Here is a 23,383-nt window from a genome sequence, read left to right on the forward strand (position 1 = left end):
CCCAAACCTGGGGGTTACCCGATGGAAATCTCAGAAAGATCGTCATGAAAGCCCTGTTTGCAGCCGTAGCAGCACTCGCGCTGGCCACCAGTGCGTCGGCAGCCCCGCTCAACTTCAGCAATTACGGTCATCAGGATCTGACGGGCTTCGGCACCGACTTCACGGACGTCTACACCCTGGACCTGGACGGCAGCACATGGCTGAGTGGCCTGCTGGGCACGGGATCCCTGCTCAATGGCGTGCCGGCCATCGACATCCGCTCGGTCACCCTGCGCCAGGTGGGCTCCGAGACCGACTGGATCCAGACCCTCGCCGTCGACTGGAACGTCGCTGACACCGGTTTCGAGAGCTGGGCGCTGACCCCGACGCTGCTCGGCGCCGGCCAGTGGCAGCTCGAAGTGGTGGGTACCAGCTACTACGACAAGGCCGGTCACGGCTACAGCGTCGACCTGGAGCTGCCCGAGCCGGCCAGCGCCGCGCTTGCCGTCCTGGCACTGGCTGGCGCCGGCCTGGCCAGCGTCCGCCGCCGCAAGGCCTGAGCCTCTCACAGAACCGGATCATCGAAATGAAGAAACTCGTTGTTGCAAGCCTCTTCGCCGCGGGCGCCCTGGCATCCCAGGCCGCCTTCGCCGTCGGCACCGTCGACATCACCTGGCAGGGCACGGACACGTCGGGCATCAAGCTGAGCACGCTGGACACCACGGTGTCCAGCAGCGTCCCGCTCACCAGCAACTACGCCACGACGGCGCTCAACTACGTCTACACCGCGACGGGCGAAAGCTTCACCGCGTACTGCATCCAGCCCAGCGAGGGCAACGGCCGCGCGCTGCGCAACCAGACCTACGCCGTGGAGAGCTTCACCGGCGAGCAGGCCCAGCATCTGCAGGCCCTGTTCTCCACCTCCTATGCCGGGCTGACCACGCATGACGACAAGGCTGCGTTCCAGCTCGCCGTGTGGGAGCTGATGCTCGAGACCGGCAACACCTTCAGTGTCAGCGGCGGCAGCTTCAAGGTGCTCGGCAGCGATGCCACCAGCCTGGCGGTGTCCACGCAAGCCAACTCCTTCCTGTCCCAGGCCTTGGCCTACGAAGGCCCGGCCCTGTACTCGCTGACCAAGCTGACCCACGGCAGCCTGCAGGATCTGGTGGTCGCCACGCCGCTGGCAGCCGTGCCCGAGCCCGAGAGCTACGCGATGCTGTTGGCCGGCCTGGGCATCGTCGGCCTGGTGGCTCGCCGCCGTCTGCCGCGCTGATCGCACCTTGCTGCGCATGAAAGGCTCCTTCGGGAGCCTTTTGCGTTTCTACAATCCGCGCGCATTCCCCAATCTCACTGAGCGCGTCATGCCCGTCAATCTCTCCGCCCCCGATCCCGCCACCCTGTTGCCCGTGCCGGGCGTGCGCCTTGGCGTGACGATGGCCGGCGTGCGCAAGGCCAACCGGCGCGACCTCAGCGTCATCGCCCTCGATGACGGTGCGGCCGTCGCCGGCGTGTTTACGACCAATCGCTTCTGCGCGGCCCCCGTGCAGGTCTGCCGCGAACATCTGGCCGGCGGCTCGGCCATCCGTGCGCTGCTCATCAACACGGGCAATGCCAACGCCGGCACCGGAGCCGACGGCCTGGCCCGCGCCCGCGAGACCTGCAAGGCCCTGGCCAGCCTGCTCGGTTGCGCGCCGGAGCAGGTGCTGCCGTTCTCCACCGGGGTCATCATGGAGACGCTGCCGGTGGATCGCATTGCCGCCGGCCTGCCCGCTGCCCTGGCTGCGCTGAAGGCCGACAACTGGGCCGAGGCGGCCGCTGGCATCATGACGACGGACACGCTGCCCAAGGCGGCGTCGCGCCGCATCACGATCGGCGGCGTGCCCGTCACGTTGTCCGGTATCTCCAAGGGCGCCGGGATGATCCGCCCCAACATGGCCACCATGCTGGGCTTCGTCGCTACCGACGCCAACATTGCGCCCGCCCTGCTGCAGCCGCTGGTCAAGGAGGCCGCCGATGCGTCCTTCAACCGCATCACCATCGACGGCGACACGTCCACCAACGACTGCTTCATGCTGATCGCCAGCCGCAAGGCGGCCCATGCGGAGATCTCGTCGCTGGACAGCGCCGAGGGCAAGGCACTGCGCGATGCGCTGGTGTCGCTGGCTCAGGAACTGGCCCAGGCCATCGTGCGCGACGGCGAGGGCGCCACCAAGTTCATCGCCATCACCGTCGAGGGTGGGCGCGACGAGGCCGAGTGCAAGCTCGCTGCCTACGCCATCGCGCATTCCCCGCTGGTCAAGACGGCCTTCTTTGCCAGCGACCCGAACCTGGGGCGCATCCTGGCGGCGGTCGGCTACGCTGGCATCACGGACCTCGACCAGGGGCTCATCGACCTGCACCTGGATGACGTGCACGTCGTCACCCGGGGCGGCCGCCGGCCGGAGTACAGCGAAGCGGATGGCCAGCGCGTCATGAAGCAAAGCGAGATCACGATCCGCGTGGGCCTGAACCGTGGCGGCGCCAGCGCGACCGTCTGGACGTGCGACCTCAGCCACGACTACGTCAGCATCAACGCCGATTACCGGAGCTGATCCGGCGCCGCCCCTGCGGGTTTGTGCTGTCAGGGGTTACATCGCATGACCATCGGCCAGCCCCAGCAGCCGCGCCGAAAATCGTCGCTTCTCCGAATCCAGGACCTTGCCTGATGAAGCTCACCCTGTCCGCCATTGCCCTGGCCGCCGTGCTCGCCACTGGCGTCCAAGCTCAGACTATGACTTACCCTGTTGCACGCAAGGTCGAGCAGACCGACGCCTACCACGGCACTTCGGTGGCCGACCCCTACCGCTGGCTGGAGGACGACAACAGCGCCGAGACCAAGGCCTGGGTCGTCGAGCAGAACAAGGTCACGGACAAGTTCCTCGAGGCGATGCCACAGCGCCTGCCGGCACGGCGTATCTACACCGAGCTCTACAACTTCGAGCGCTTCGGAATCCCCTTCCAGGAAGGTGGGCGCTACTTCTGGAGCCGCAACGACGGCCTGCAGCAGCAGAACGTCTTCTACTGGGCCAAGTCGCTGAAGGACACCCCGCAGGTCGCGCTGGATCCGAATGCGATGAGCAAGGATGGCACCGTCGCGCTGACCGGCGTCGTGCCCTCACGCGACGGCAAGCTGCTGGCCTACGGCGTCGCTGGCGCAGGCTCGGACTGGCAGGTCTGGAAGGTGCGCGACCTCGCCACCGGCCAGGACCTGGCCGACAAGATCGACTGGGTCAAGTTCAGCGGCGCCAGCTGGACGGCCGATGGCAAGGGCTTCTTCTACGCCCGCTACGACGCGCCCAAGGAAGGCGAGAAGCTGACCGGCGCGAACTATTTCCAGAAGCTCTACTACCACCGTCTCGGCACGCCGCAAGGCGAGGACCAGCTCGTCGCGGAGAACCGCGACGACAAGGAATGGGGCTTTGGCGCGGAGGTGTCCGACGACGGTGAACTGCTCGTCATCAGCGTGTGGAAGAGCGCCGGCAGCAAGAACGGCCTCATGGTGCTGCCCTTGCCCAAGGGGAGCTTCGCCGGCGGCAAGCCCCAGCCCATCGCGCTGGGCTTCGACGCGCAGTACGCGCCGGTCAACGTGATCGGTGGCAAGCTCATCGTCAAGACCGACAAGGATGCGCCGCGCGGCAAGCTGGTCGCCATCGATCTGAAGAACCCCGCGCCGGCCGGCTGGAAGACGCTGGTGGCCGAAGGCCCTGACGCGATGACGGCCGCCTCGGCCGTGGGCGGCCGCTACTTGCTGAGCTACCTGCACGACGCTGCGACGCTGGTGCGGGTGCATGCAGCCGACGGCAAGCCGCTGTCGGAGGTGGCGCTGCCAGGCATCGGCACGGCCGGTGGCTTCGGTGGCCGCTGGAACAGCAACGAAACCTTCTTCAGCTACACGAGCCTGACGACGCCGGCCGAGATCCTTCGCTACGACGTCGCGACCGGCGGGATCGAGCCGTTCAAGAAGCCCAAGACCGCATTCAACGCAGACGAGTTCGAGACGCGCCGCGAGTTCGTCACGAGCAAGGACGGTACGCGCTTTCCCATCTTCATCGCCGCGAAGAAGGGCATGAAGCTCGACGGCACCAATCCCACGCTGCTGTATGGCTACGGCGGCTTCGACATCTCCATCACGCCGGCCTACAACATCACGGCCGCCACCTGGATGCGTATGGGCGGCGTCTACGTCAGCGCCTCCATCCGCGGCGGCGGCGAGTACGGCTCGGCCTGGCACGAGGCTGGAACCAAGCTGCGCAAGCAGAACGTCTTCGACGACTTCATCGCAGCCGGCGAGTGGCTGGTGAAGAACAAGGTTGCCAGCCCCGCGACCCTGGCCATCAACGGCGGCTCCAACGGCGGCCTGCTGGTGGGAGCCGTCGCCAACCAGCGCCCGGAGCTGTTCGCCGCAGCCGTGCCGCAGGTCGGCGTGATGGACATGCTGCGCTATCAGAACTTCACCATCGGCTGGGCCTGGGCCACCGACTACGGCACGGCCAAGGACAGCCCCGAGATGTTCAAGGCGCTGTATGCCTACTCGCCGTTGCACAACGTCAGGAGTGGTGCCAAGTACCCGGCCGTGCTGGTCACCACTGGCGACCATGACGACCGCGTCGTGCCGGCGCACAGCTTCAAGTACGCCGCCACGCTGCAGGCGGCCGACACCGGTCCGGCGCCCAAGCTGATCCGCATCGAGACCAATGCCGGCCACGGTGCCGGCAAGCCCACCTCGAAGATCATCGAGGAGCGCAGCGACATCCTTGCCTTCATTGCCAACACGATGAAGCTGGACGTCAAGTGACAGCAGGGGGCGCGCTACGCGACCTGGGCGTCGACGATGTCGACGCCCTGCTGGATCTCTACCAGCATCTGAATGTCGGCGACGCGCGGCCTTCGCCGCAAGCAGTGCGCGCCGTGTTCTCCCATCCTGGCCTGCGCCACTTCGGGTTGTTCGGCGATGGGCGGCTCATCGCCAGCTGCAACCTCGCCGTCATTCCCAACCTCACGCGTGGCGGCTCAAGCTATGGCGTCATCGAGAACGTCGTGACCCATGCCGAGCACCGTGGCCGCGGCCATGGCCAGGCGCTCATCCGCCATGCGACGGGTGAGGCATGGACCGCCGGCTGCTACAAGGTGGTTCTGAGCACCAGCCGCAAGGACCCGGCCGTCTGGGCCTTCTACGAGCGCTGCGGCTTCGATGGCAGCGACAAGCGCGCCTTCGTCATCCGCCGCGCTGCCGGCTGAGGCCTCACCACTTCATTTCGCCCTTGTTGACCTTGGCGCCGATGTCCAGCGCGATGCCCAGCGCGGCGTCCGGGTAGGCCTGCTGCATGGCGCTGATCAGCGCGGCGCTGTTGCTGGCCTTGGACAGTTCCGTCTCGAAGCGGGTCAGGTAGTCCTGCGTCCAGCGCAGTTGCGTCGAATCCTGCGGCGCGCCCGCGTTGCTGTGGCCTGGGATGATGCGCTGAGGCTGCAGCGCGGCCATCGCACGGAGCTTGCGCTGCCATTCGGCGCGTTCGGGCGCGGTCTGCGTATCGGCCGTCCATACGTGCAGGCCGGCGAACACGTTCACGCCGCCAGCAATCGTGCGCAGGGACGGAATCCATACATAGCTGCGCCCCGGCAAACCGTCATCCAGGCCGCGGATTTCCAGCTTTTCGCCCTCGAGGTCGATGACTGGCGCCGTCAGGGCTTCGGGCAGCGGCACTTCTAGGGGCGCGTTGGCGCCCAGCCGCGGACCCCAGAATTGAAGCTTGGCCGGCAGCGTGGCTTCGATCTTCTTCAGCGTCGGCGCTGTCGCGACGATGCGTGCCTTCGGGAAGAACTGCTTCAGCAGCCCGGCGCCGAAATAGAAGTCAGGGTCCGCCTGGCTGATGTAGATGGTCGTGAGCGTCTTCTTGCTGTCCAGCACCATGCCGGCGATACGCAGTGCGTCGGCGCGGGTGAAGCCTGTGTCCAGCAGCACGGCATCGGTCTTGCCGCTCACCAGCACCGCATTGACGTGGAAGCTGCCGGCGTCGGCGTTGTAGACCTGCAGGCTCAGCGGGGGCGCGACCTGCGCACCGGCATCTGCGATGTTCACCGTGAGGGCCGCCAGAGGCAGGGCGAAGCGGCGCAGGGTCTTGAAGAAGGGCATAACGAATCCTGATGGGTGGCTGGCAATGTCGCCACTTTATTGGTGCAAATTCGATAGATAAACGGCGATACAGTCGATTGTTTGTCAACTGAATCGATCAAATAATGGACCGGCTGACTGCGATGAGAGTCTTTGTCGAGGTGGCCGAGCGGGGCAGCCTGACCCAGGCGGCCGACGTGCTTGAGATGTCCCGGGCCATGGTGTCTCGCTATCTTGAGAGCGTGGAGCAGTGGCTGGGTGCCCGGCTGCTGCAGCGCACGACACGGCGCGTCAGCTTGACCGAAGCGGGGAGCGGGGCGCTCCAGCGCTGCCGGCAGATGCTCGAACTGGCTCGCGAGGCCGAGGCCGCGGCCGGCGAGCAGCGCCTGGTGCCGCGCGGCCGGCTGCGGGTGACGGCCAGCGCCTCACTGGCCCAGGCGCGGCTCGCAGCGGCGCTGACGGCATTCCTGGCTTGCTACCCAGACTGCGAGGTCGAACTGGTCGTGCTGGAGCGCGCGGTGAACCTGGTGGAGGAGCGCATTGACCTTGCCGTGCGCATCAGCAACCAGCTCGATCCCAACCTCGTCGCGCGGCCATTGGGGCGCTTCGGCTCGGTGCTGTGCGCGGCTCCTGCCTACCTGGCGGGCGCCGCGCCTTTGGCGACGCACGAGGACTTGCGCCAGCACCGCTGCGTCACTCATGCCTACGTCAACCGCAACGACTATGCGCTGCAGCACCAGGGCCGATGGCTGCGCGTGCCGGTGCGCTCGGTGCTGCAGAGCAATGATGCCAGCGTCATGCACCGTGCCGTGCTGGCCGGTGCCGGCATCGCCATCCTGCCCAGCTATCTGATCGACGAAGACGTGCGCGCCGGCCGGCTTCAACGGCTGCTGCCCGGCTACGAGCCCGAGGCCCACGCCATCCATGGCGTCTACCTGTCGCGGCAATACCAGCCGCTAGCGCTGCGCCTGCTGCTGGACTTCCTCGCCGAGCGTTTCGAGAACAGCCTCTAGAAGTTCACCGCCTTGGTCTTCAGGCCGCGGGCTACCAGTGTCGCGTTGATGAGCTGGGCCTGTTCGCGGCTCGGGAAGGGCCAGACGGTGGCGCGCCAGCCCTCCGGGGTCTGGATGACGTCGCCCTGCAGCGCCTGCGGGTTGCTGTGCACGCCCGCCAGGCCGGCCTGCATCTTCTTGAGCAACGCCTCGGCCTCGGCCTTGCTGCCCGGCGGGCCGACCAGCGCGACGATGACCTGCTCCGGTGCCTTGGCCATGCCAGCCAGGCGCGGATCGGTCGGCACGGGCTTGCTGGCAGTCGGAGCCGGTTGCTCAGGCACCTTGGCAGCAGGCTCCTCCACCGGTTTGTTCGCACGCAGCGGTGGCCGCGTCGTGCCGTCAGCGCGCTCAACCAGGCGAGGGCGGATGTCGAGCGGTGGCGCCGCCGACTCGGGTTCGCTGGCGGCGGGTTCCGGTTCGGGCGCGGGTGTGGGCGAAGGTACGGAAGCGGGCTCTGACGCTGGCGGGAGCGGCATCTGCGCCACTTCGGCGGAGGCGGCTGTGGCCGGGACGGGCATCGAGGCCGCCGGGGCGGGCGCCGGGATGGGCTCGGCCGCATGGCGCGGCCATAGCATCCAGGCGCCGGCTGCGATCAGCAGTACCAGCAGCGCGGACGCCGCTCCCAGGCGACGCGGGTCCCATAGCCGGCGGCCGATGATCTCCGAGGGGATGCCTCGGCCGGCGAGCACGCGCGTGCGGCTGCTGCCGACGTCGATGCCTGCCGTCATCAGATAGAGCTCGAAGGGCCAGCCGCCGTGGGCGGCCGTCAGTCGCTCGTCGACGACGACGACGCGTGAGGGGCCGGCCTCGGGGTCCAGCGGCGACTCGGCAAAGCCGTGATCCAGCGCGAATCGTTCGATGCGAGCGAGGCGGGTGCCGGGAAGGAACTTCTCGCTGAAGGCTCGCCATTGCGTGCGCGGCTTGCGCCCCGGCAGCCGGACGGCGCGCAGACGCCGCCACAACAGGCCCAGGCGCGACGGGCGCGGTGCGGCCGAGAGTTCATCGAAGGTGACGGCGTCGGTCAGGACGGGCTCGACCAGCCCGCCGCCCTCGGCGGACGCGCGCACGAAGGGCAGCGCCACCGCGCCCACGGTATGCACGTCGCCCACGGCGATGCGCCGCGCGAGGGGGTGGCGGTTGTGCCAGGCGACGATCTGTTCAGCAAGGCGCTCCATGCTCATCGATCTTCACCCAGCCTATCGGGCGGCAGCGTCGGGATCAGGGGCACCATGTCAGCCCAGTTGCTGGAGCAGCCAGGCGTTCAGGTCACGGATCTCCTCCATGCAGACCGAGTGCGGCATGGGGTAGTCATGCCACGTCACCGCGTATCCCAGGGACTGCAGTGCATCGCGGCTGGCCGTGCCGCGAGCGGGGGCGACGACCGGGTCCTGCATGCCATGGGCCATGAAGACGGGCAGGTCGGCGTTGGCGGTCGAGCGCTCTGCTGCGGTCGTTGCGGCCAGCGGCAGATAGCCCGACAGGCCTGCCACGCCGCCCAGGCGCTCGGGATAGCGCAGAGCCGTCATCAGGGCCATCGCGCAGCCCTGCGAGAAACCGACGAGAACGATGCGCCCGGCCGCCACGCCACGCTGGCGTTCGCTGTCGATCAGCGCCGCGATGGCGGCCTGCGACTCGCGCAACCCGACCTCGTCCTCGCGGCGCACGAGGTCGGTGCCGATGATGTCGTACCAGGCGCGCATCACGTGGCCGCCGTTGATCGTGACGGGGCGCTCGGGAGCGTGAGGGAAGACGTAGCGCACAGCACCCAGGCGGCTCAAATCAAGCTCGGCGCAGATGGGCACGAAGTCGAAACCGTCGGCGCCCAGGCCATGCAGCACGATCAGCGTCGTGCGAGGGGAGGGGCCGGTCTCGATCACGTGGGTTTCAAGCATGGGAGGGCTTCCAGTCAGAGGCAAAGCGCTCGAAGCGGCGCTCGCCATGGTCATCGATGTGCAGCGGACGCCAGCCGGCGCGGCGGTAGAAGGCATCGGCGCGCGAGCCGGGCTGGGTGCCCAGGCTCAGGCGCTGCAGGCCGGTCGAGAAAAGCCAGTCGACCATCGCGTCGTGCAGCATGCGCCCATGGCCCTGGCCGTGGCAGGCAGGATCCACGAACATCGCCCAGATGTTGCCGTCCCGGCCATCGCCGATGGCGAAGCCCGCGATCTTCAGGTTCGGGGCGCGGGCCAGCTCGACAACCCAGCCGCGGCCGTAGTCTTCCAGATAGGCGTGCAACTCGGCATCCGAGATGCGGCCTGGCGTCAGCGTGTTCTCGGTGACGGCGTAGCGGACGCGCCAGATTTCGGCGGTGTCGGCGCGCGTGGCGATGCGAAGCGTCATGGCCGCCATTCTCGCGGCCGCGCGGGGTGTCTACTTTTTCGTCAGTACGACGGGCATCTCGCCCTCGGCCATGCGCCCCACGCCCTCGAGGCGGCCCTCCGCGACGCGCAACTCCAGCCGGAAATCCGCGCAGCCGGCGACCTCGGCCGACCGCTGCACCAGCACCTGCACCCTGCCACCCTCGCGGCTTTCCACGATCATGGGCATGCGTCGGCCGGTGCAGGGGTTGGTGCGATCCCGTGCCGCCTGGTTGTACGCCATCCACGTGCCGGCGTCGCCCTTGAAGATCACCTCGGCCTGCCGCTGCATGCCACCTATCGTGTAGCTGGCCCGCCACTCACCCTCGGTCGCCGGTGGCTGGGCCATCGCGGCGGTGGCGCATGCCCAGCCCAGGGCCGCGACGATGATGTGATTCGAGTGCATAGGCTTGTCGCCGGACGCGTGGTAGTTGGTCGATGCTAGGTCGACCGGGGCGGCCGTCAATGGCGTGACACCCGTCCGGATCATCAGCCGTGATGATCCGGTGCATGGGAAGTCTCTATCTCGTCCGCCATGGCCAAGCCAGTTTCGGCGCGGCCGACTACGACCAGCTCAGCCCACGCGGCCATGAGCAGTGCCGCCACCTCGGCGCCTACTGGCGCGAGCGCGGCCAGCGCTTCGATGCCGTCTTCACCGGCACGCTGCGACGGCATGCGCAGTCGCTGGCGGGCATCGTGGCGGGCTATGGCGAGGAGCTGCCTGCGGTCGCGCTGCCCGGGCTCGACGAGTACGACAGCGAAGCCGTCGTACGCGCCATCCATCCCGAACCACTGGGTGCGCCAGCGGATGCAGAGGCCGTCAAGCAGCACTTTCGCCTGCTGCGCCAGGGCCTGCTGGCCTGGATGCGCGGCGAGACCCGGCCGGCGGGCATGCCGCTGCACGCCGACTTCTCGGCCGGTGTCGCCGACGCGCTGGATCGCGTGAGAGCCGTTGGCGTTGGCCGGCAGGTGCTCATCGTGTCCAGTGGCGGGCCGATCGCGACGGCCGTCAGCCAGGTGCTGGCGTGCCCGCCGGAGACCTTTGTTGAGCTGAATCTGCGCATCCGCAACTCGGCCATCACCGAGTTCGCGTTCAACCCGAAGCGCCACCACCTGGTGAGCTTCAACACCTTGCCTCACCTCGATGCTCCGGAGGTTCGGGGCCTGCTGACGCACGCTTAGCGGGGTCCCCGAAAAGCAGGCAGCCCAGTGGAGACCGGGCTGTTCTGTCGGGAGTGTCGAGTGATCAGGCGCCCAGGCGGCGCTGCCTGCGCACGTGGCCGGCGGCCAGCAAGGCCAGGCCAGCCAGTGCCACCGATGCGGGTTCCGGCACGGAGCCACCACCGCCACCGCCGCTACCGCCACCGCCGCAATTGACGGTGCAACCCTGTACGAAGAGCATGTTCTGCGACAGCAGGTCGCCGCCGATCTCCTGGACGCCCTTCTTCTCGTTGAAGTAGGTGAAGCCAATCTTCAGGTGCGGGCCGGTGCCGGGGTCGATGGCCAGCGTCGCGCCCAACAGGTTGATCTGGAACTCCATGTTGTTGGCGAGCAGGATGTCCGGATTGGCATCGAGGCAGATGCCGCCGGAGACACCGCCCAGGCAGCCGTTGCCGTTCAGCTCATTGGCCGAGTAGGTCCAGACGCTGCTGGACGCGGGCTGGATGTTGGTCACCGTGGCGCCGGTGATGCCGGCCAGCGACCCCAGGTCCTTGAATCCGAGGAATCCCAGATTGGTGTCGGTCGCCCAGTTGCCCGACCGGTTGTCCAGGTTGGAAATCTTGAACGTGAAGGAACTGGCGCCGGTCTGGATGAACTGGAACGTCACGTTGTTGAACGTGAGTTGATAGTCCGCGTGTGCGGACGCGCAGGCCAGCGACAGTGAGACCGTGGCCACGCAGGCCTTGAGCAGTTGACGCAACATGGGGACCTCCAGGATCTTGTGTGCTCATAAATGAGCAAGATTCGGTCCAAGTTGGTAACTTATTGATTGCCTTGAGATTCTATGAACGGGGCGGGCTGCCGCCCGAAAAGTGTAAGAAGCATCGACAGTGCCGCCCGCCCCGGGATGTCGGCGCCGGCCTCAGTGCCGCACGGTGACGACGCTGGTCGAGGCATTGCCGTTGGCGTCGGTGGCGCGGGCTTCCAGCGTGTAGCTGCCAGCCGGCAACTTGGCAGTGTTCCATTTGTAGTTCAGCGTGCTGCCGCTGCCGCTGGCGACCTGGCTGCCGTTGACGAGCAGCAGCAGCTTGATGCCGGCGGCGCCGGCGTTGTCGCTGGCCGTCACGTTGATCGACACATTGCCAGACACATTGGAGCCGTTGGCGGGCGACTTGACGTTGACGACCGGCGGGGTCGTGTCGGCGGTGACCGCGACGCTGTTGCTGACCGTCACCCCCACGGCAGTCGAGCTGCCCTGGTTGCCGGCCGCGTCGTAGGCAACGGCGACAAGCGAGGCAGTGCCATTGGGCAACTGGGTCGTGTCCACGCTGAAGCCATAGGGGGCTGATGTGTCAGACGCGATGACGTTGCCGTTGAGCTTCAGGTCGACGCGCGTGACGCCGACGTTGTCGCTGGCGCTGACGTCCACGGGCAGCAGCCCGCTGACGATCTTGCCGTTGCCGGGCGAGCCGATGGAGACGCTGGGCGGCTGGGTGTCCGCCACGGCGGTGTTCAGCGTGGCCTGCACGGCCGCGGCGGCGTTCACCCGCCCCCAGCCGTAGAAACTGTCCCGCCCGGCGGCGCCCAGGTCCACGCTGCTGGAGTACAGCAGGCTCTCGACCTGCGTGTTGCTCATGGCCGGGCGGGCGGACATCATCAGGCCCACGACGCCTGCCACCACCGGGCTGGCCAGGGAAGTGCCCCACCAGGCCTGGTAGCCGCCGCCGCGGGTGGTCGTCCAGATGTCCTGGCCTGGTGCCGCGACGCTGACGAAGTTGCCGTAGCTGGACCAGGAGGTCTTGGCGTCGTTGGCGTCGGTGGCCGACACCACGATCATGGTCGACGTGGGCGCGAAGCCCTCATCGATGCCGTTGTTGCCCGCCGCGACCACGACAAGGCCGCCGCGGGAGCGCATGTACTGCGCCGCCGACTGCACGGCAGCGCTCGTGGAGACGCCGCCATAGGAAATGTTGGCCACGCGGGCACCCTTGTCGGTGGCCCAGGTCAGGCCCTGGGCCACCGTGCTCCAGTAGGCGTAGCCATTGGCGTCGGCGATGCGTACGGGCATCAGCAGCGCCTGCCCGGCCGTGCCGGCCACGCCGACACCGTTGTTGAGCGTGGCCGTGGCCGCGCCGGCGACCGCGGTGCCGTGGCCATTGACGTCGCTGGTGTCGCTGTTGTTGTCGTAGAAATTCCAGCCCGGCACGAGGCGGCCTGCCAGGTCGGGGTGGCTGGCATCGACGCCCGTGTCCAGCACGGCAATCGTCACGCCGGCCCCCTGGGCCGTATCCCAGGCGCTGGGCAGGCCCAGCTTGTTCAGATGCCACTGGCTGCCGGCGTATGGATCGTTGGGCGCCGCAGCCGGAACGACCAACTGGTCAAGCTCGGCGAATTTCAGCTGGGGATGGCGACCCAGCGTCGCCGCGACGGCCTTCTCGGACGCCGTGGCGGGCAGGTCCAGCACGAACAGGCCGGGCGGCCCCATGCGGCGTGCCTTGGCGCCGTGGGCCGACGCGATCTTGCCCACCTCGGCTTCTGTCAGGCCGGCCTTGGTGCCGATCAACACGCGTCGCGGAGCCGGGCCGGCCGCGCGCGCAGTGCCAGCGCCCGGATCGCCGCTCCCCGTAGGCAACGGGGCCTCCCGGTCGGCAGCGGACATCAAAGCTGTCGAGAGCGCGATAGAAATGAGCAATGGCACGAATGACTCCAAAAAAAATGGGCGAAAAGGCCCGGAGTCAGTCTAGAGGCATCATCTTTGGCGCCGCGCCCGGCATCGGGCCTGATGTGAGAGAGTTGGCGTGCGGCGGAGCAGCTTTCTGTGTGGGTCTGTAAGCCGTGTTTCCAAGCCATTGTGCGGACCGGTCGTGCCCACAATTGGTGCATCACAACGACCAACAGCCCGCGGTGGCGGGCTGTTTGCGGATGGGAGGGCGTCAGGCCGAGCGGCGGCGCCGCGTCGCGGCGAGGCCCAGCAGCGCCAGGCCGGCCAGCGCCAGTGAAGCGGGCTCGGGCACGGTGTTGCCGGTGCTGGTGCCACCGCTGGGAGTGCCGCCGCCAGTGGGCTGGACGTAGGTCATGTCGACCGACAGCAAGTCGCCCACAGGCTTGCTGCTGTTGGGCTGGGTGAAACCGACCTTCAGATGTGGCGCCGAGATGCCCGTGAGGTCGATCCCGCTGCCCATCAGCTGGATCGTGAACAGCAGATCATTCACCAGCGTCAGGTCGGCCAGTCCATCCAGGCAGATGCCGCCGGAATTGGCATTCTTGTTGCAGCCCTGGCCGCCCAGTTCACCCGAGAAGGACGCCAGCGTCCAGCTGACGGGCGCACCGGAGTTGGAAGACACGGTCACGTTGACGCCGGTCAGGCCGGCCAGACTGCCCAGGCCCTTCAAACCCAGGTAGCCGATGCTGGTCGCGGAGCTCCAGTTGCCGGTGGCGTGGTTGGCGTTCTGAATGTCCAGCGTAAACGTATTGGCGTTCAGCGCCTGAAGGCTGAACGCCACGCCCTGGCTGGTGGTGACGAAGCCGGCTTGTGCCGACGCGGCGAGGACGGTCAGCAGCGCGGCCGCGGCGAGGCGCAGGGACTTGGACATGTGTTGGCTTCCTTTGAAACACTGGAAGTCGGACTTCAACTTCAAGTTAGGGGGGACTCTAGAAGCAAGCGGCGGCGGTGGGCATCCCCCGCAGCGGGGGGGCCGCCACACGATTCGTGCAGCAATGGGCATCGTTTCCTCAAGCAAAGGGGCGCAGCCGATCCGGGACAATCCGTGCCGATGTCCGCTCCGCTCTTCTCGTCGCTGATCACCCCGCCGCCCGCCGCCTCTGCGCCGGCCCATGAGCGCTTCTTGCATCTGCTGCGGCTGGCGCTGGCCGGCGGCCAGTTCGGCAAGCTGCTGCTATCCGGCCCGGTGGGCGACGAGGAAGAGGTCGAGCGGCTGACTGTCCGCCTGGTCGAGCTGCGCGGCGAGCCGTACCTGAGCTTCCTTTGGCGGCACCGGACCAAGGACATCACCAAGAACCACGCGCCCCAGGCCGCCCTGGCGGAGATCGAGGCCTTGCTGGGTGCGCGTTTTCGCAATGCGCACCTGCACACCGCGGCCGAGGAGGTGCAGTTCGCCGTCAGCCGCAAGGGGCGCGAGACGCTGCGCGTGACGCGCGTCGATGCGGAGTCGGCCCCGGCGCCAGGTGCCCACGACAAGGCCAAGCAGAGGCCGCTGGACATCGCGCACCCGGTCTGGTCGGCCCTGGGGCTGACCCACCTCGTCAAGGGCGAGCCGGCCCTGGTGCCGGCCATGGCGCGCAAGTGGAAGCAGATCAACCGCTTCGTCGAGATCCTGTCCTCGGCTGCCGAGGAGGCTGGCCTGACGGGGAATGTGCGGGTCGCCGACTTCGGCTCGGGCAAGGGCTACCTGACCTTTGCGGTGCACGACTGGCTGCGGTCCCACGGCCTGCAGCCGCGCGTGACCGGCATCGAGCTGCGCGACGACATGGTGCGCCTGTGCAACGCCGTCATCGAGGGCGAGCAACTCGCCGGCATCCGTTTTGACCAGGGCGATGTACGTACCCAGGCGGTGCAGCCGCTGGACGTGATGATCGCCCTGCATGCCTGCGACATCGCGACCGACCATGCACTGCACGTCGGCCTGCAGTCGGGGGCGAGGGTCATCATGAGTTCGCCCTGCTGCCACAAGGAACTGCGCCCGCAGATGACGCTGCCAGCCGTGCTGCGCCCCATGCTGCAGCACGGTATCCACCTGGGCCAGGAAGCCGAGATGGTGACCGATTCCCTGCGTGCCCTGCTGCTGGAGAGCCAGGGCTACCGCACCCAGGTGTTCGAGTTCATCGCGCTTGAGCACACCAGCAAGAACAAGATGATCCTGGCCGTGAAGGCGCAAGGCGCCGCTGCGGAGGCGCTGGCCGCACGGCGGCCCGAGCTGCTGGCCCAGATCGCCGAGATCAAGCGTTTCTACGGCCTGCGCGAGCAGCGGCTGGAGCAACTGCTCGCAGCCTGACGCGGCGCGCTCCTCGGCGCCGGACCCGATGCACGCCTGCGGGTGGGTGATCTAGCATCCGCGCCCATGGCACTCGCCCACACCAAGACCCGTGCACCGCGCCCGCGTGCCGGCCTGTTGCTGCCGCGCCCGGCCCTGCTCGCCAGCGTGCAGCAGGCGCTGGACGGCCACCGCGCCCTGCTGATCTGCGCGCCGGCGGGCTACGGCAAGACGGCGCTCCTGACCCAGGCCCTGGCCGGCGTGCCGGCGGACACCGCCGTGGCCTGGGTGTCCCTGGACGAGGGTGACGACCTCGGCCGGCTGCTCGACTGCCTGTTCGCCGCCTTCGAGCCCTACGACCCTCCGTGGCGCACGGCGCCCGAGGGCCTGCGCGACGCGGCCCTGCGCGGCGGGGCAGAGATCGTCACCGTAGCCGACGCGATGCTGAATGCGCTGGAGGCCTGCGAAGTCGGATGCGGCCTCATCGTGCTGGACGACGTCCACCACCTCGTCGACCCGGCCTCGCTGCAGTTCCTGGACCGCTGGCTGGCCCGAATGGGCGAGCGCTGGCGCCTGGTGCTCGCCGCTCGCCACGAGCCTGCGCTGCGCCTGGCGCGGCTGCGCGCGGCCGGCGACCTGGCCGACCTCGGGCCGGCCGAGCTGGCACTGGCGCGCGGCGAGGTGCAGCAACTGGCCCAGGCTGCGGGCCTGGACGACGGCGCTGCGGCAGGGCTCTACGAGCGCTGTCAGGGCTGGCCCGCCGGTCTGCGGCTGGCTCTGGGCATGAGTCAGGGCCAGCGCCTGCCGGCGGCCATCGACCGGGCGACCTTCGACTATCTCGCCGCCGAGGTACTGGACCGCCTGGAAGCCGGTCTGCGCGGCTTCCTGCTGCGTACCAGCGTGCTGCACGAGTTGGACGCCGCGCGGTGTCAGGCCCTCGGCGAAGGCGCCAACGCGGCGGCCTGGCTGGCGGAGATGGAGCGGCTGTCCCTGTTCGTCACCGTCGTCGATCTGGCGCCGCATACGCTGAGGCTGCACCAGCTGTTCCGGGACATGCTGCAGCAACGCCTGCGCCAGGAGCAGCCCGAGGCCTACCGCGATCTGCTGGAGCGCGCCGCCATGCTGGAGACCGATGCAGTGCGTCGCCAAGGCTTGCTGCTGGCAGCCGAGCGGCCACAGCGCGCCGCCGAGCTGCTGCTGGGCGACGGCGCCTTGCTGATGAACCACCTGGGCGCCCAAGGCCTGCTGGACCTGACGCGCCGCTTCGACCCCGGCTTTGCCGAGGCCAGTCCCGAACTGCACCGTACCAAGGCGCTGGCGCTGTGGGTGCTGTGGGAGGCCCAGCAGGCTGAATGGCATCTGAGCCGCGCCGAAGTGCTCTTCGAGGCGCGTGGTGACGAGGCCGGGCTGCGCGCGTCGCGGGCTCACCGCAGCATCCTGCTGATCGCCCAGGGGCGGCTTGGGGACGCCGAGGCGTTGCTGCGCGATCTCGATCCTTTTGCGCTGAGCGGCGAGCTGCGCCGCCTCACGCTGCTGGGGCGTGCCTGGCATGCGCTGGAAAGCTGTCACTTCGACGCTGTCGCGCCGCTGTTCGACGCCCTCGTCACCGAGTTGCTGCAGACTGCCTCGCTGGAGGCTTGGTACACCGGCTCGCCGCCGCCGCGCCAGGTCAGCTGCACCGGCATGGCCACCGTGACCGACCGCTGGTATCGCGGTGCCATGCAGGTGCTGGGCGAGCGGCCACTGCCTTTTGGCGTCAACGCCCACATGGCACAGGCCTGGAACCTGTTCTGGCAGGGCCGCATTGCCGAGGCGCAGGAACTGCTGGCGCGCGCCGAGGCCGACGCAGCCTGGTTCGGCCGCCTCGTCATTGCGCGCAACCACGGACAAGCCCTGCACGCGATGCTCGATCTTGTCCACGGCCGCCACGATGCGGCGCTGGAGCTGATGCGGCTGCGCCTGGCCGAGCACGTACCCGGCTATGGCACCTGGGGGCATTGGCATGCCAGCTTCTTCATGGCCCGCGTGGCGGCGGCCGTCGGCAACCGTGAGGTGCTGGTGGAAGGCCTGGAGAGCCTGGTGCGGCTGGGTGCCGACCTGCCGGACCTGGTGATGCCGCACCGTCCGCGTCCGCTGCAGGGGCTGCGCGCCCGGCTCGCGGCGCTGGAAGGGCGGCGCGGCGAGGCCATCGCCGGCTGGCGCGTGTTGCTTTCCGACGGCGAAAGCGGGGATCTGCTGGGCCAACTGGCCGAGGCGCGCCTGCGGCTTGCCGTGGTGCTACTGGATGGCGGCGACCGCGCCGGAGCGGCCGAGGCACTGGCGCCGGCACTGGCCCGGCGCGAGCCGGGCGGGCTGATGTGGGCGATACCCGAGCTGCTGCGGGTGGCGGCCGAGGATTGGCGCGGCGAGCTCGACGCTGCCGAAGTCGCCCGCCTGCGCGGCTGGGCCGACGCGTTGCGGCCGGCCGTGCTGGCCATGGCTGGGCCGATGGCGGCAGCGGATGATCGCCTGTCCCAGCGCGAGACCGAAGTCATCGCGCAGATCGCCGCAGGCGCCAGCAACAAGCACATTGCCCGCGCGCTGGACCTCAGCCCTCATACGGTCAAGCGGCATGTGGCGAACATCCTCGACAAGCTGGGGCTGAATTCGCGCGGCGAGGCCGCGGCTTGGTGGAACCGCCGGGATCAGGCCTCGACGAGGCCCGGCACGCTGGCCTGATCCAGGGCCCGGCACAGCTTGGCCCAGGCCGAGTCGTTGAGCAGCGGCCGCACGGCAGCCAGCACCGGCGCCTGGACGGCCTGCGGCAGGCTACCTACGACGAGGGCTCGTTCGGCTGGCGTCAGCGCCGGGATCATCCAGCGCAGCGTCTCGCTCATCTCGCGCGGGCCGATGCTGGCCAGGATGCGGCCATGGATCTCATGCAGCTCCGCATCGGTGTAGGCCGCCCACAGTGCCTGGTTGTGGCGCTGCTCCTCTACGCCCATGTGCTCGAAGTTGTGCGCGACGAAGGCCGAGAAGCGCCGATATAGGCGCTGGGCGGCGGCGGCTGTGGGCATGGCCCGCAGGGCCGCGGACTCGGCCCGCAATGCCGCGATGCTGTCCAGGTGCTCGTCATGCTCGGCCTCGATGGCGGCGCTGGCGCCGGCGCGGCGGGCCTCGATGGCGGGATGGACGAACTCGTTCTCCTTGTCGAGGTGGTGGCGGGCGGCATCCAGGAGCGCATCCAGCTGTGCCAGGCCGGCGGCCAGGTCCAGCGGGTCGTCCACGTCCAGGCGGCTCAACTGCAGCAGCGTGTCGCTCATGAAGAGGCGCAGGCCCTTGTGGATATGGGCATAGAGGTCGAGGCGCGAGGGGGCGGTGGTCATGTGAGGCTCCGTTGAGCCGGCGCGATGGGCCGGATGCCGGGCAGTGTTCCGGCCGGCGCGCTCTCTGCCATCGCTCGGACGGGCCATGGCTGGCGGGCCACGGCATGACCCCCGTCATGGCTCCTTGGTAATCCTCACATTGGCCCATCGTGGCGATGGCTGCTCCGGAGTCGCTCGGCACAGTGAGCGGCCATGCAACGCCTCGTCCTGATCCTGCTCAGCACCGCCGCCCTCGCAGCGCGTGCCGAGTTGCCCGAGCGCCTGAGCCAGACCGGCCTGGGCGGAGCTGGCGTTCGTGCCTTCGAACCGCGCTTCGCGCTGTGGTCCGACGGTGCGGCGAAGCGGCGCTGGATTGCGCTGCCGCCCGGTACCCAGGTGGACGCAAGCCAGCCCGACGCCTGGCGCTTCCCCGTCGGCACGCGGCTGTGGAAGGAGTTCAGCGTTGATGGTCGCCCGGTGGAGACGCGCCACTTTCGGCTCGCCGCCGATGGCCGCTGGGAGATGGCCAGCTATGTCTGGGACGGGGCCGACGCGGCGCGCGCGCCGGCTCGAGGGCAGTCGCTGATGCTGCCCGGCGGGCGGCGCTACGACGTCCCGTCGGTGGGCGACTGCATGGCCTGCCATGCCGGCGCGCGCAGCCCGGTGCTCGGTTTCGCCGCCCTGCAACTGGGCCCGGCCGTATCGGCCCTCTTGCGTGAAGGCCTGCTGAAGGATGCTCCCGCGTCCTGGGCTCGGCAGGGGCCTGACTTTGCTGCAGCAGGCCCCGCCGAGCACGCCGCCCGCGGCTATCTGCACGCCAACTGCGGTCACTGCCATTTCGAGGGCGGCGTACCGGTGCCGCTTCGCCTCGCGCTGGACGTGGGGCGCCCGCCCGCGCCCCTGGAGGCAGACCAAGCCGCCGCACTGCTCAGGCGTGCGGGCACCCGCAACCCCTACCAGCAGATGCCGCCCCTGGGCACCCGCGAGGTCGACGCCCAGGGCCTGGCTTTGCTGGCCCACCACTTCAACCCGGAGAACCCCCGTCCATGAAAGCCTTGATCCCCCTTCTCGTCCTGCTGGCCGGTACGGCCCAGGCCAGCGACCGCATCGAGCGCGGCCGCTACCTCGTCAACACCAGTGGCTGCGCCGACTGCCACACGCCCATGAAGATGGGCGCCAACGGCCCGGAGCCCGACATGGCACGCCACCTGTCCGGCCATCCGCAGCCCTTCGTCATCACCGCGCCCGTGGCGCCGCCAGAGGGGCCATGGGTGGCCGTCATTGCCAACAGCGGCACGGCCTACTCGGGCCCCTGGGGCCTGAGCTTCTCGGCCAACCTGACTCCCGACATGGAGACCGGCCTGGGGCGCTGGAGCGAGGCCGATTTCGTGCAGACGATCCGTACCGGTCGCCACCTCGGCCGCGGCCGGCCGGTGCTGCCGCCCATGCCCATCCCCGTCTACAACCACATGACGGACGACGACCTCAAGGCCGTATTCGCCTACCTGCAGTCGCTGCCGGCCGTCCGCAACAAGGTGCCCGAGCCCATCGCACCGGTCCAGCGCTGACCCGAACCCCCAGGAGATCCGTCATGAAGCACTTGAATCCTTGCGCCCACCTGGGCCTGTTCTGCGCGCTGGTCGGCGCGCTCAGCGTCGTCGCGGCCGGCGTGCTGGCCCTGCCCGGCGAGGCCTTCGCCGCCGCATCGCCCTGCGAGGACCAGGCAGCGCTGCAGCGCCGCCTGGACGACTTCGATGCGCGCTGGAACGCCAGCGATGCCTGGGGCCTGACGGCGCAGTTCGCGCTGGACGGCAGCCTGGGCGCGGCCGGCGAGACCGGCCGCCAGGCCGTCTATCGCGAGCTGATCGCCAGGCTGGGCCGCTCGCCGCAGCCGCGCCAGACGCGGCTGGTGCGCTCCACCGCGGTCGGCCAGGCCTGTCTGGTGGACGTGCAGGTGAAGAGCGGGGAGCGCAGCGAGGCCGGTCTCTTCCTGCTGGCGCAGGCGCGCGAGGGCGGCATCGTCGCGATGCGATAGCCAAAAAATGAAGCCCCGCCCGGCGTGAGCCGGTCGGGGCGCAAGAGCGCTTCACGCCGCCCGGGACGCACCCATGAGGGGCGTGGGGCTGCGGCGTGCATCACAGCGCAGGCGGCCAGCGGAGCGACACCGTGAGGTGACGCGGGCAGGCCCGGATCTCGTGCTTTCGTGGTCGCGGGCGGCTCGCGTTCCGCCTCGCCAGGGGCCGCAACGTTGCCGGGGGCCGTGCACTGGTGACGGGATGAATCATCGGCGCAGCCGGCCGTGAACGAAGCCACGATCAGCCGGGATGGCCCCTGCTTATTCCGGCTCAGTGCGCATGCCCGGACTTGCCGGCGACACCAGGTGAGCGGATCTCGGCTGCGACTTCGACGCGCGCTCGCTTGCCGTCCGAGCCTTCGATGACCAGCGTCAGCGGCAGTCTGGCGCCTGCCGTCAGTGGCTTCTTGAGGTCCAGCAGCATCAGGTGGTAGCCGCCGGGCTTGAGCTCGACGGTTTGGCCTGCCGGTAGTGCCAGATAGGGCACAGGGCGCATCTTCATCACCTGGTCCTGCATCGTCATCTCGTGGATCTCGATGACCGACGCTTCGGGCGAGCTGACCGAGACAAGGCGAGCATCCTGTGCGGCAGTGAGCAGCATGAAGGCCCCCGACGCCTTTTGCTGTGCGACGGTGGCCCGCGCCCAGGCGTCTTTGGCGACGACTTGCGCGCTCGCGGCGGAGGTCAGGGAGCCGATCAGCGAGGTTGCGATCAGCAGCGTTTTGAAGGTCATGGCATTTGTCCAGTGAGGGTGAAGGGATTTGGCAGTGGGGCGAGTCGACGTCATCGCTTGCCCCCCGAGGCGTCGAAGAAACGAACCTTTTTCCACAGGCGGCGCCAGCCCAGCACGACACCAGTCAGGCACAGGGTCAGGCCGGCGACGCTGAAGCTCAGCATCCACGCGTCCCATGCAGGACGGGCGGCAAGAAGCTGGGGCAGATCGAAGCTGTGCAGGAAGGCAAACAGCCAGCGCTCGGTGCGCTGCCGGCTGTTGCTGATCTGCACGATGGAGCCGGTGACCGGGTCAAGCACCACCCAGTGCGCCTGTGCGTCGTCGAAGCGCAGCCGCAGCGCGGGCAGCGGGCGCTCACGCTGGCCGGTCATCGTGTGCTGCTCTCGGCTGTAGTAGTAGCGGTCGTACCCTTGCAGCCATTGCTGCTCGAGGATTCGTGCGCCAGGCAGCAGCGTGCCTGCCGCAGCCACAAGGGCGGACGGCGGCAGTGGCGGCAGCGTTCGGCCTTGCGCGTCGACGAGGAACTGACCGGTCGCGGTCTGCACCAGCACCACGTGGTCGCCGGCCACGCGCCGCCATTCCAGGATGCGCGGACGCTGGCCATCGGCTGCGAGCTGGCGCAGCACGGTGGCAGGCGCTGGCGCCTGCTCCGGCTGAAGTGGCCCGCCCGCGTAGGCCAGGCGGTCGGGCCTGGGGCCGGACACCTCGAAGACCTTCCAGGGGTTCATCGAGAACAGGCCGCTGAGCACCCAGGTCAGCGCAAGCGTGCCGGCGATCAGGCCCGTGACATGATGCCAGCGTGCCATCTTCCCTAGGTAGGGCGAGCGCGAGCCATTGCGGTAGCGACCCCTGAAGCGCCAGCGCCACACGCCGACGAGCAGGCCGCTCAAAGCGAGCACGCTGCCCGCGAGGGACAGCCCGATGACGATGTCGGTCCACCAGCCGTTGAGGGGGCCGCCGCGCAGCATATAGAGCCAGTGCAGCCAGGCGCCCACCCAGCCCCAGCGACGCTCTGTGGCGCTGGCATCGCGAACGACCTCACCGGTGGTGCTGCTCACGTACAGCCAGCGCTGCTGGGCGTCATCCAAGGCCACGCGCAGCAACGGCCGGTGTCCGTCCAGCGCCCGCGAGTGGGTCCAGGCGTCCTCGGCGACCGCCCCCAGCAACCGGCCCGGTGCACCTTGCGCGAAATGCCGTGCCGAGGCCAGGGCCTGGTCGCCGCCGACAGAGTCGATGCGCTGGCCGCTGCGGGCGTCGACCGCCGCAAAGCCCGTGCGGCCGTCGTTGAAGACATAGCGCGGCTGGCCGGCGACACTCGTGAGCCGCCATTGGCTGGCCTGAGGCAGGCCGGACGCCTGCAGTGCCTCGGGCAAGCCCACGCAGCAGCCATCGGCACTCAGCACGGGCAAGCCCCGCATCAGCTCGTCTTGTGTCAACTTGGGGTAGCCTACATAGAGCATCACCATGCCCGACAGGAACCACAGGGCCATCAAGAGGCACAGCGCGATGCCGACCCAGCGGTGCAGCAGGTAGAGCAGGCGTTTCAT

General features: G+C 68.9%; 23 protein-coding genes. 12 read left to right on the forward strand and 11 right to left on the reverse strand.

From position 1 onward, the window contains the following. Positions 1–44: 44 nt before the first annotated feature. The 5 genes from QM732_RS01325 to QM732_RS01345 all read left to right on the forward strand — a co-directional run bounded on the left by QM732_RS01325 (position 45) and on the right by QM732_RS01345 (position 5,256). Positions 45–539, forward strand: a complete 495-nt coding sequence (locus tag QM732_RS01325) for a hypothetical protein (protein WP_415654415.1) — start codon at positions 45–47, stop codon at positions 537–539. Between the two features lie 26 nt (positions 540–565). Further along, complete coding sequence (locus tag QM732_RS01330; RefSeq protein ID WP_415654416.1) at positions 566–1,252, forward strand: PEP-CTERM sorting domain-containing protein; 687 nt, start codon at positions 566–568, stop codon at positions 1,250–1,252. Positions 1,253–1,340: 88 nt separating this feature from the next. Continuing rightward, positions 1,341–2,570, forward strand: coding sequence for a bifunctional glutamate N-acetyltransferase/amino-acid acetyltransferase ArgJ (gene argJ, locus QM732_RS01335; RefSeq protein WP_415654417.1), 1,230 nt, complete (start codon positions 1,341–1,343; stop codon positions 2,568–2,570). Positions 2,571–2,683: 113 nt separating this feature from the next. Next, complete coding sequence (locus QM732_RS01340; RefSeq protein WP_415654418.1) at positions 2,684–4,813, forward strand: prolyl oligopeptidase family serine peptidase; 2,130 nt, start codon at positions 2,684–2,686, stop codon at positions 4,811–4,813. After that, entirely contained in the window at positions 4,810–5,256 is a 447-nt protein-coding gene (locus QM732_RS01345; RefSeq protein WP_415654419.1) for a GNAT family N-acetyltransferase, read from the forward strand. The genes QM732_RS01340 and QM732_RS01345 overlap by 4 nt, the downstream gene beginning before the upstream one ends. A 4-nt stretch (positions 5,257–5,260) precedes the next feature. Here QM732_RS01345 and QM732_RS01350 read toward each other — a convergent pair whose 3' ends face one another. Continuing rightward, positions 5,261–6,148, reverse strand: coding sequence for an MBL fold metallo-hydrolase (locus tag QM732_RS01350; protein ID WP_415654420.1), 888 nt, complete (start codon positions 6,146–6,148; stop codon positions 5,261–5,263). Between the two features lie 104 nt (positions 6,149–6,252). On the opposite strand from QM732_RS01350, the gene QM732_RS01355 reads away from it, so the two are divergent. Further along, entirely contained in the window at positions 6,253–7,140 is an 888-nt protein-coding gene (locus QM732_RS01355) for a LysR family transcriptional regulator (protein WP_415654421.1), read from the forward strand. On the opposite strand, the gene QM732_RS01360 is transcribed toward QM732_RS01355, so the two are convergent. The 4 genes from QM732_RS01360 to QM732_RS01375 are packed head-to-tail and all read right to left on the reverse strand — an operon-like array spanning position 7,137 to position 10,023. Further along, entirely contained in the window at positions 7,137–8,354 is a 1,218-nt protein-coding gene (locus QM732_RS01360) for a hypothetical protein (RefSeq protein ID WP_415654422.1), read from the reverse strand. The genes QM732_RS01355 and QM732_RS01360 overlap by 4 nt on opposite strands. 57 nt (positions 8,355–8,411) lie before the next feature. Continuing rightward, positions 8,412–9,071: an alpha/beta hydrolase gene (locus QM732_RS01365; protein ID WP_415654423.1), complete on the reverse strand. Its 660-nt coding sequence runs from the start codon at positions 9,069–9,071 to the stop codon at positions 8,412–8,414. Then, positions 9,064–9,516 (reverse strand): GNAT family N-acetyltransferase, encoded by a 453-nt coding sequence (locus tag QM732_RS01370; protein ID WP_415654424.1) that lies wholly within the window; start codon positions 9,514–9,516, stop codon positions 9,064–9,066. The genes QM732_RS01365 and QM732_RS01370 overlap by 8 nt, the downstream gene beginning before the upstream one ends. 30 nt (positions 9,517–9,546) lie before the next feature. Then, a complete protein-coding gene (locus QM732_RS01375; RefSeq protein WP_415654425.1) occupies positions 9,547–10,023 on the reverse strand; it encodes a hypothetical protein in 477 nt (158 codons plus the stop codon). 20 nt (positions 10,024–10,043) lie between these two features. On the opposite strand from QM732_RS01375, the gene QM732_RS01380 reads away from it, so the two are divergent. After that, positions 10,044–10,715: a histidine phosphatase family protein gene (locus tag QM732_RS01380; protein ID WP_415654426.1), complete on the forward strand. Its 672-nt coding sequence runs from the start codon at positions 10,044–10,046 to the stop codon at positions 10,713–10,715. A gap of 64 nt (positions 10,716–10,779) precedes the next feature. Here QM732_RS01380 and QM732_RS01385 read toward each other — a convergent pair whose 3' ends face one another. From QM732_RS01385 to QM732_RS01395, 3 genes are all read right to left on the reverse strand, one after another. Further along, on the reverse strand, positions 10,780–11,457 hold the full coding sequence (locus QM732_RS01385; RefSeq protein ID WP_415654427.1) for a PEP-CTERM sorting domain-containing protein: 678 nt from the start codon (positions 11,455–11,457) through the stop codon (positions 10,780–10,782). Positions 11,458–11,616: 159 nt separating this feature from the next. Further along, entirely contained in the window at positions 11,617–13,353 is a 1,737-nt protein-coding gene (locus tag QM732_RS01390; protein WP_415654428.1) for a S8 family serine peptidase, read from the reverse strand. A gap of 274 nt (positions 13,354–13,627) precedes the next feature. Further along, the gene (locus QM732_RS01395; RefSeq protein WP_415654429.1) at positions 13,628–14,287 is read right to left on the reverse strand and encodes a PEP-CTERM sorting domain-containing protein; all 660 of its coding nucleotides are present in this window, start codon (positions 14,285–14,287) and stop codon (positions 13,628–13,630) included. A gap of 180 nt (positions 14,288–14,467) precedes the next feature. On the opposite strand from QM732_RS01395, the gene QM732_RS01400 reads away from it, so the two are divergent. Both QM732_RS01400 and QM732_RS01405 read left to right on the forward strand, forming a co-directional pair. After that, positions 14,468–15,706 (forward strand): class I SAM-dependent methyltransferase, encoded by a 1,239-nt coding sequence (locus QM732_RS01400; RefSeq protein WP_415654430.1) that lies wholly within the window; start codon positions 14,468–14,470, stop codon positions 15,704–15,706. Between the two features lie 66 nt (positions 15,707–15,772). Continuing rightward, a complete protein-coding gene (locus QM732_RS01405) occupies positions 15,773–18,403 on the forward strand; it encodes a LuxR C-terminal-related transcriptional regulator (protein WP_415654431.1) in 2,631 nt (876 codons plus the stop codon). On the opposite strand, the gene QM732_RS01410 is transcribed toward QM732_RS01405, so the two are convergent. Then, entirely contained in the window at positions 18,370–19,050 is a 681-nt protein-coding gene (locus QM732_RS01410; RefSeq protein ID WP_415654432.1) for a hemerythrin domain-containing protein, read from the reverse strand. The two genes, QM732_RS01405 and QM732_RS01410, sit on opposite strands and share 34 nt — an antisense overlap. A 192-nt stretch (positions 19,051–19,242) precedes the next feature. On the opposite strand from QM732_RS01410, the gene QM732_RS01415 reads away from it, so the two are divergent. From QM732_RS01415 to QM732_RS01425, 3 genes are read left to right on the forward strand one after another with little or no spacing between them, the layout of a single operon-like run. Next, positions 19,243–20,079, forward strand: a complete 837-nt coding sequence (locus QM732_RS01415; RefSeq protein WP_415654433.1) for a hypothetical protein — start codon at positions 19,243–19,245, stop codon at positions 20,077–20,079. Beyond that, entirely contained in the window at positions 20,076–20,597 is a 522-nt protein-coding gene (locus tag QM732_RS01420; RefSeq protein ID WP_415654434.1) for a c-type cytochrome, read from the forward strand. The genes QM732_RS01415 and QM732_RS01420 overlap by 4 nt, the downstream gene beginning before the upstream one ends. Before the next feature lie 23 nt (positions 20,598–20,620). After that, positions 20,621–21,064 (forward strand): hypothetical protein, encoded by a 444-nt coding sequence (locus tag QM732_RS01425; protein WP_415654435.1) that lies wholly within the window; start codon positions 20,621–20,623, stop codon positions 21,062–21,064. 310 nt (positions 21,065–21,374) lie between these two features. Here the strand turns inward: QM732_RS01425 and QM732_RS01430 are convergent, their stop codons facing one another. Continuing rightward, positions 21,375–21,836, reverse strand: a complete 462-nt coding sequence (locus tag QM732_RS01430; RefSeq protein WP_415654436.1) for a copper chaperone PCu(A)C — start codon at positions 21,834–21,836, stop codon at positions 21,375–21,377. Between the two features lie 50 nt (positions 21,837–21,886). Then, positions 21,887–23,383 (reverse strand): PepSY domain-containing protein, encoded by a 1,497-nt coding sequence (locus QM732_RS01435; protein ID WP_415654437.1) that lies wholly within the window; start codon positions 23,381–23,383, stop codon positions 21,887–21,889.

Origin of the sequence: Roseateles sp. (assembly GCF_047654805.1) — a bacterium.
GTDB lineage: Bacteria > Pseudomonadota > Gammaproteobacteria > Burkholderiales > Burkholderiaceae_C > Pelomonas.

What these genes read in the sequence shown, in the direction of transcription:
- QM732_RS01325 (WP_415654415.1), top strand. Translation starts at nt 45, where the DNA reads ATGAAAGCCCTGTTTGCAGCCGTAGCAGCACTCGCGCTGGCCACCAGT.
- QM732_RS01330 (WP_415654416.1), top strand. Translation starts at nt 566, where the DNA reads ATGAAGAAACTCGTTGTTGCAAGCCTCTTCGCCGCGGGCGCCCTGGCA.
- argJ (WP_415654417.1), top strand. Translation starts at nt 1,341, where the DNA reads ATGCCCGTCAATCTCTCCGCCCCCGATCCCGCCACCCTGTTGCCCGTG.
- QM732_RS01340 (WP_415654418.1), top strand. Translation starts at nt 2,684, where the DNA reads ATGAAGCTCACCCTGTCCGCCATTGCCCTGGCCGCCGTGCTCGCCACT.
- QM732_RS01350 (WP_415654420.1), bottom strand. Translation starts at nt 6,148, where the DNA reads ATGCCCTTCTTCAAGACCCTGCGCCGCTTCGCCCTGCCTCTGGCGGCC.
- QM732_RS01355 (WP_415654421.1), top strand. Translation starts at nt 6,253, where the DNA reads ATGGACCGGCTGACTGCGATGAGAGTCTTTGTCGAGGTGGCCGAGCGG.
- QM732_RS01360 (WP_415654422.1), bottom strand. Translation starts at nt 8,354, where the DNA reads ATGGAGCGCCTTGCTGAACAGATCGTCGCCTGGCACAACCGCCACCCC.
- QM732_RS01365 (WP_415654423.1), bottom strand. Translation starts at nt 9,071, where the DNA reads ATGCTTGAAACCCACGTGATCGAGACCGGCCCCTCCCCTCGCACGACG.
- QM732_RS01370 (WP_415654424.1), bottom strand. Translation starts at nt 9,516, where the DNA reads ATGACGCTTCGCATCGCCACGCGCGCCGACACCGCCGAAATCTGGCGC.
- QM732_RS01375 (WP_415654425.1), bottom strand. Translation starts at nt 10,023, where the DNA reads ATGATCCGGACGGGTGTCACGCCATTGACGGCCGCCCCGGTCGACCTA.
- QM732_RS01380 (WP_415654426.1), top strand. Translation starts at nt 10,044, where the DNA reads ATGGGAAGTCTCTATCTCGTCCGCCATGGCCAAGCCAGTTTCGGCGCG.
- QM732_RS01385 (WP_415654427.1), bottom strand. Translation starts at nt 11,457, where the DNA reads ATGTTGCGTCAACTGCTCAAGGCCTGCGTGGCCACGGTCTCACTGTCG.
- QM732_RS01390 (WP_415654428.1), bottom strand. Translation starts at nt 13,353, where the DNA reads ATGTCCGCTGCCGACCGGGAGGCCCCGTTGCCTACGGGGAGCGGCGAT.
- QM732_RS01395 (WP_415654429.1), bottom strand. Translation starts at nt 14,287, where the DNA reads ATGTCCAAGTCCCTGCGCCTCGCCGCGGCCGCGCTGCTGACCGTCCTC.
- QM732_RS01400 (WP_415654430.1), top strand. Translation starts at nt 14,468, where the DNA reads ATGTCCGCTCCGCTCTTCTCGTCGCTGATCACCCCGCCGCCCGCCGCC.
- QM732_RS01405 (WP_415654431.1), top strand. Translation starts at nt 15,773, where the DNA reads ATGGCACTCGCCCACACCAAGACCCGTGCACCGCGCCCGCGTGCCGGC.
- QM732_RS01410 (WP_415654432.1), bottom strand. Translation starts at nt 19,050, where the DNA reads ATGACCACCGCCCCCTCGCGCCTCGACCTCTATGCCCATATCCACAAG.
- QM732_RS01415 (WP_415654433.1), top strand. Translation starts at nt 19,243, where the DNA reads ATGCAACGCCTCGTCCTGATCCTGCTCAGCACCGCCGCCCTCGCAGCG.
- QM732_RS01420 (WP_415654434.1), top strand. Translation starts at nt 20,076, where the DNA reads ATGAAAGCCTTGATCCCCCTTCTCGTCCTGCTGGCCGGTACGGCCCAG.
- QM732_RS01425 (WP_415654435.1), top strand. Translation starts at nt 20,621, where the DNA reads ATGAAGCACTTGAATCCTTGCGCCCACCTGGGCCTGTTCTGCGCGCTG.
- QM732_RS01430 (WP_415654436.1), bottom strand. Translation starts at nt 21,836, where the DNA reads ATGACCTTCAAAACGCTGCTGATCGCAACCTCGCTGATCGGCTCCCTG.
- QM732_RS01435 (WP_415654437.1), bottom strand. Translation starts at nt 23,383, where the DNA reads ATGAAACGCCTGCTCTACCTGCTGCACCGCTGGGTCGGCATCGCGCTG.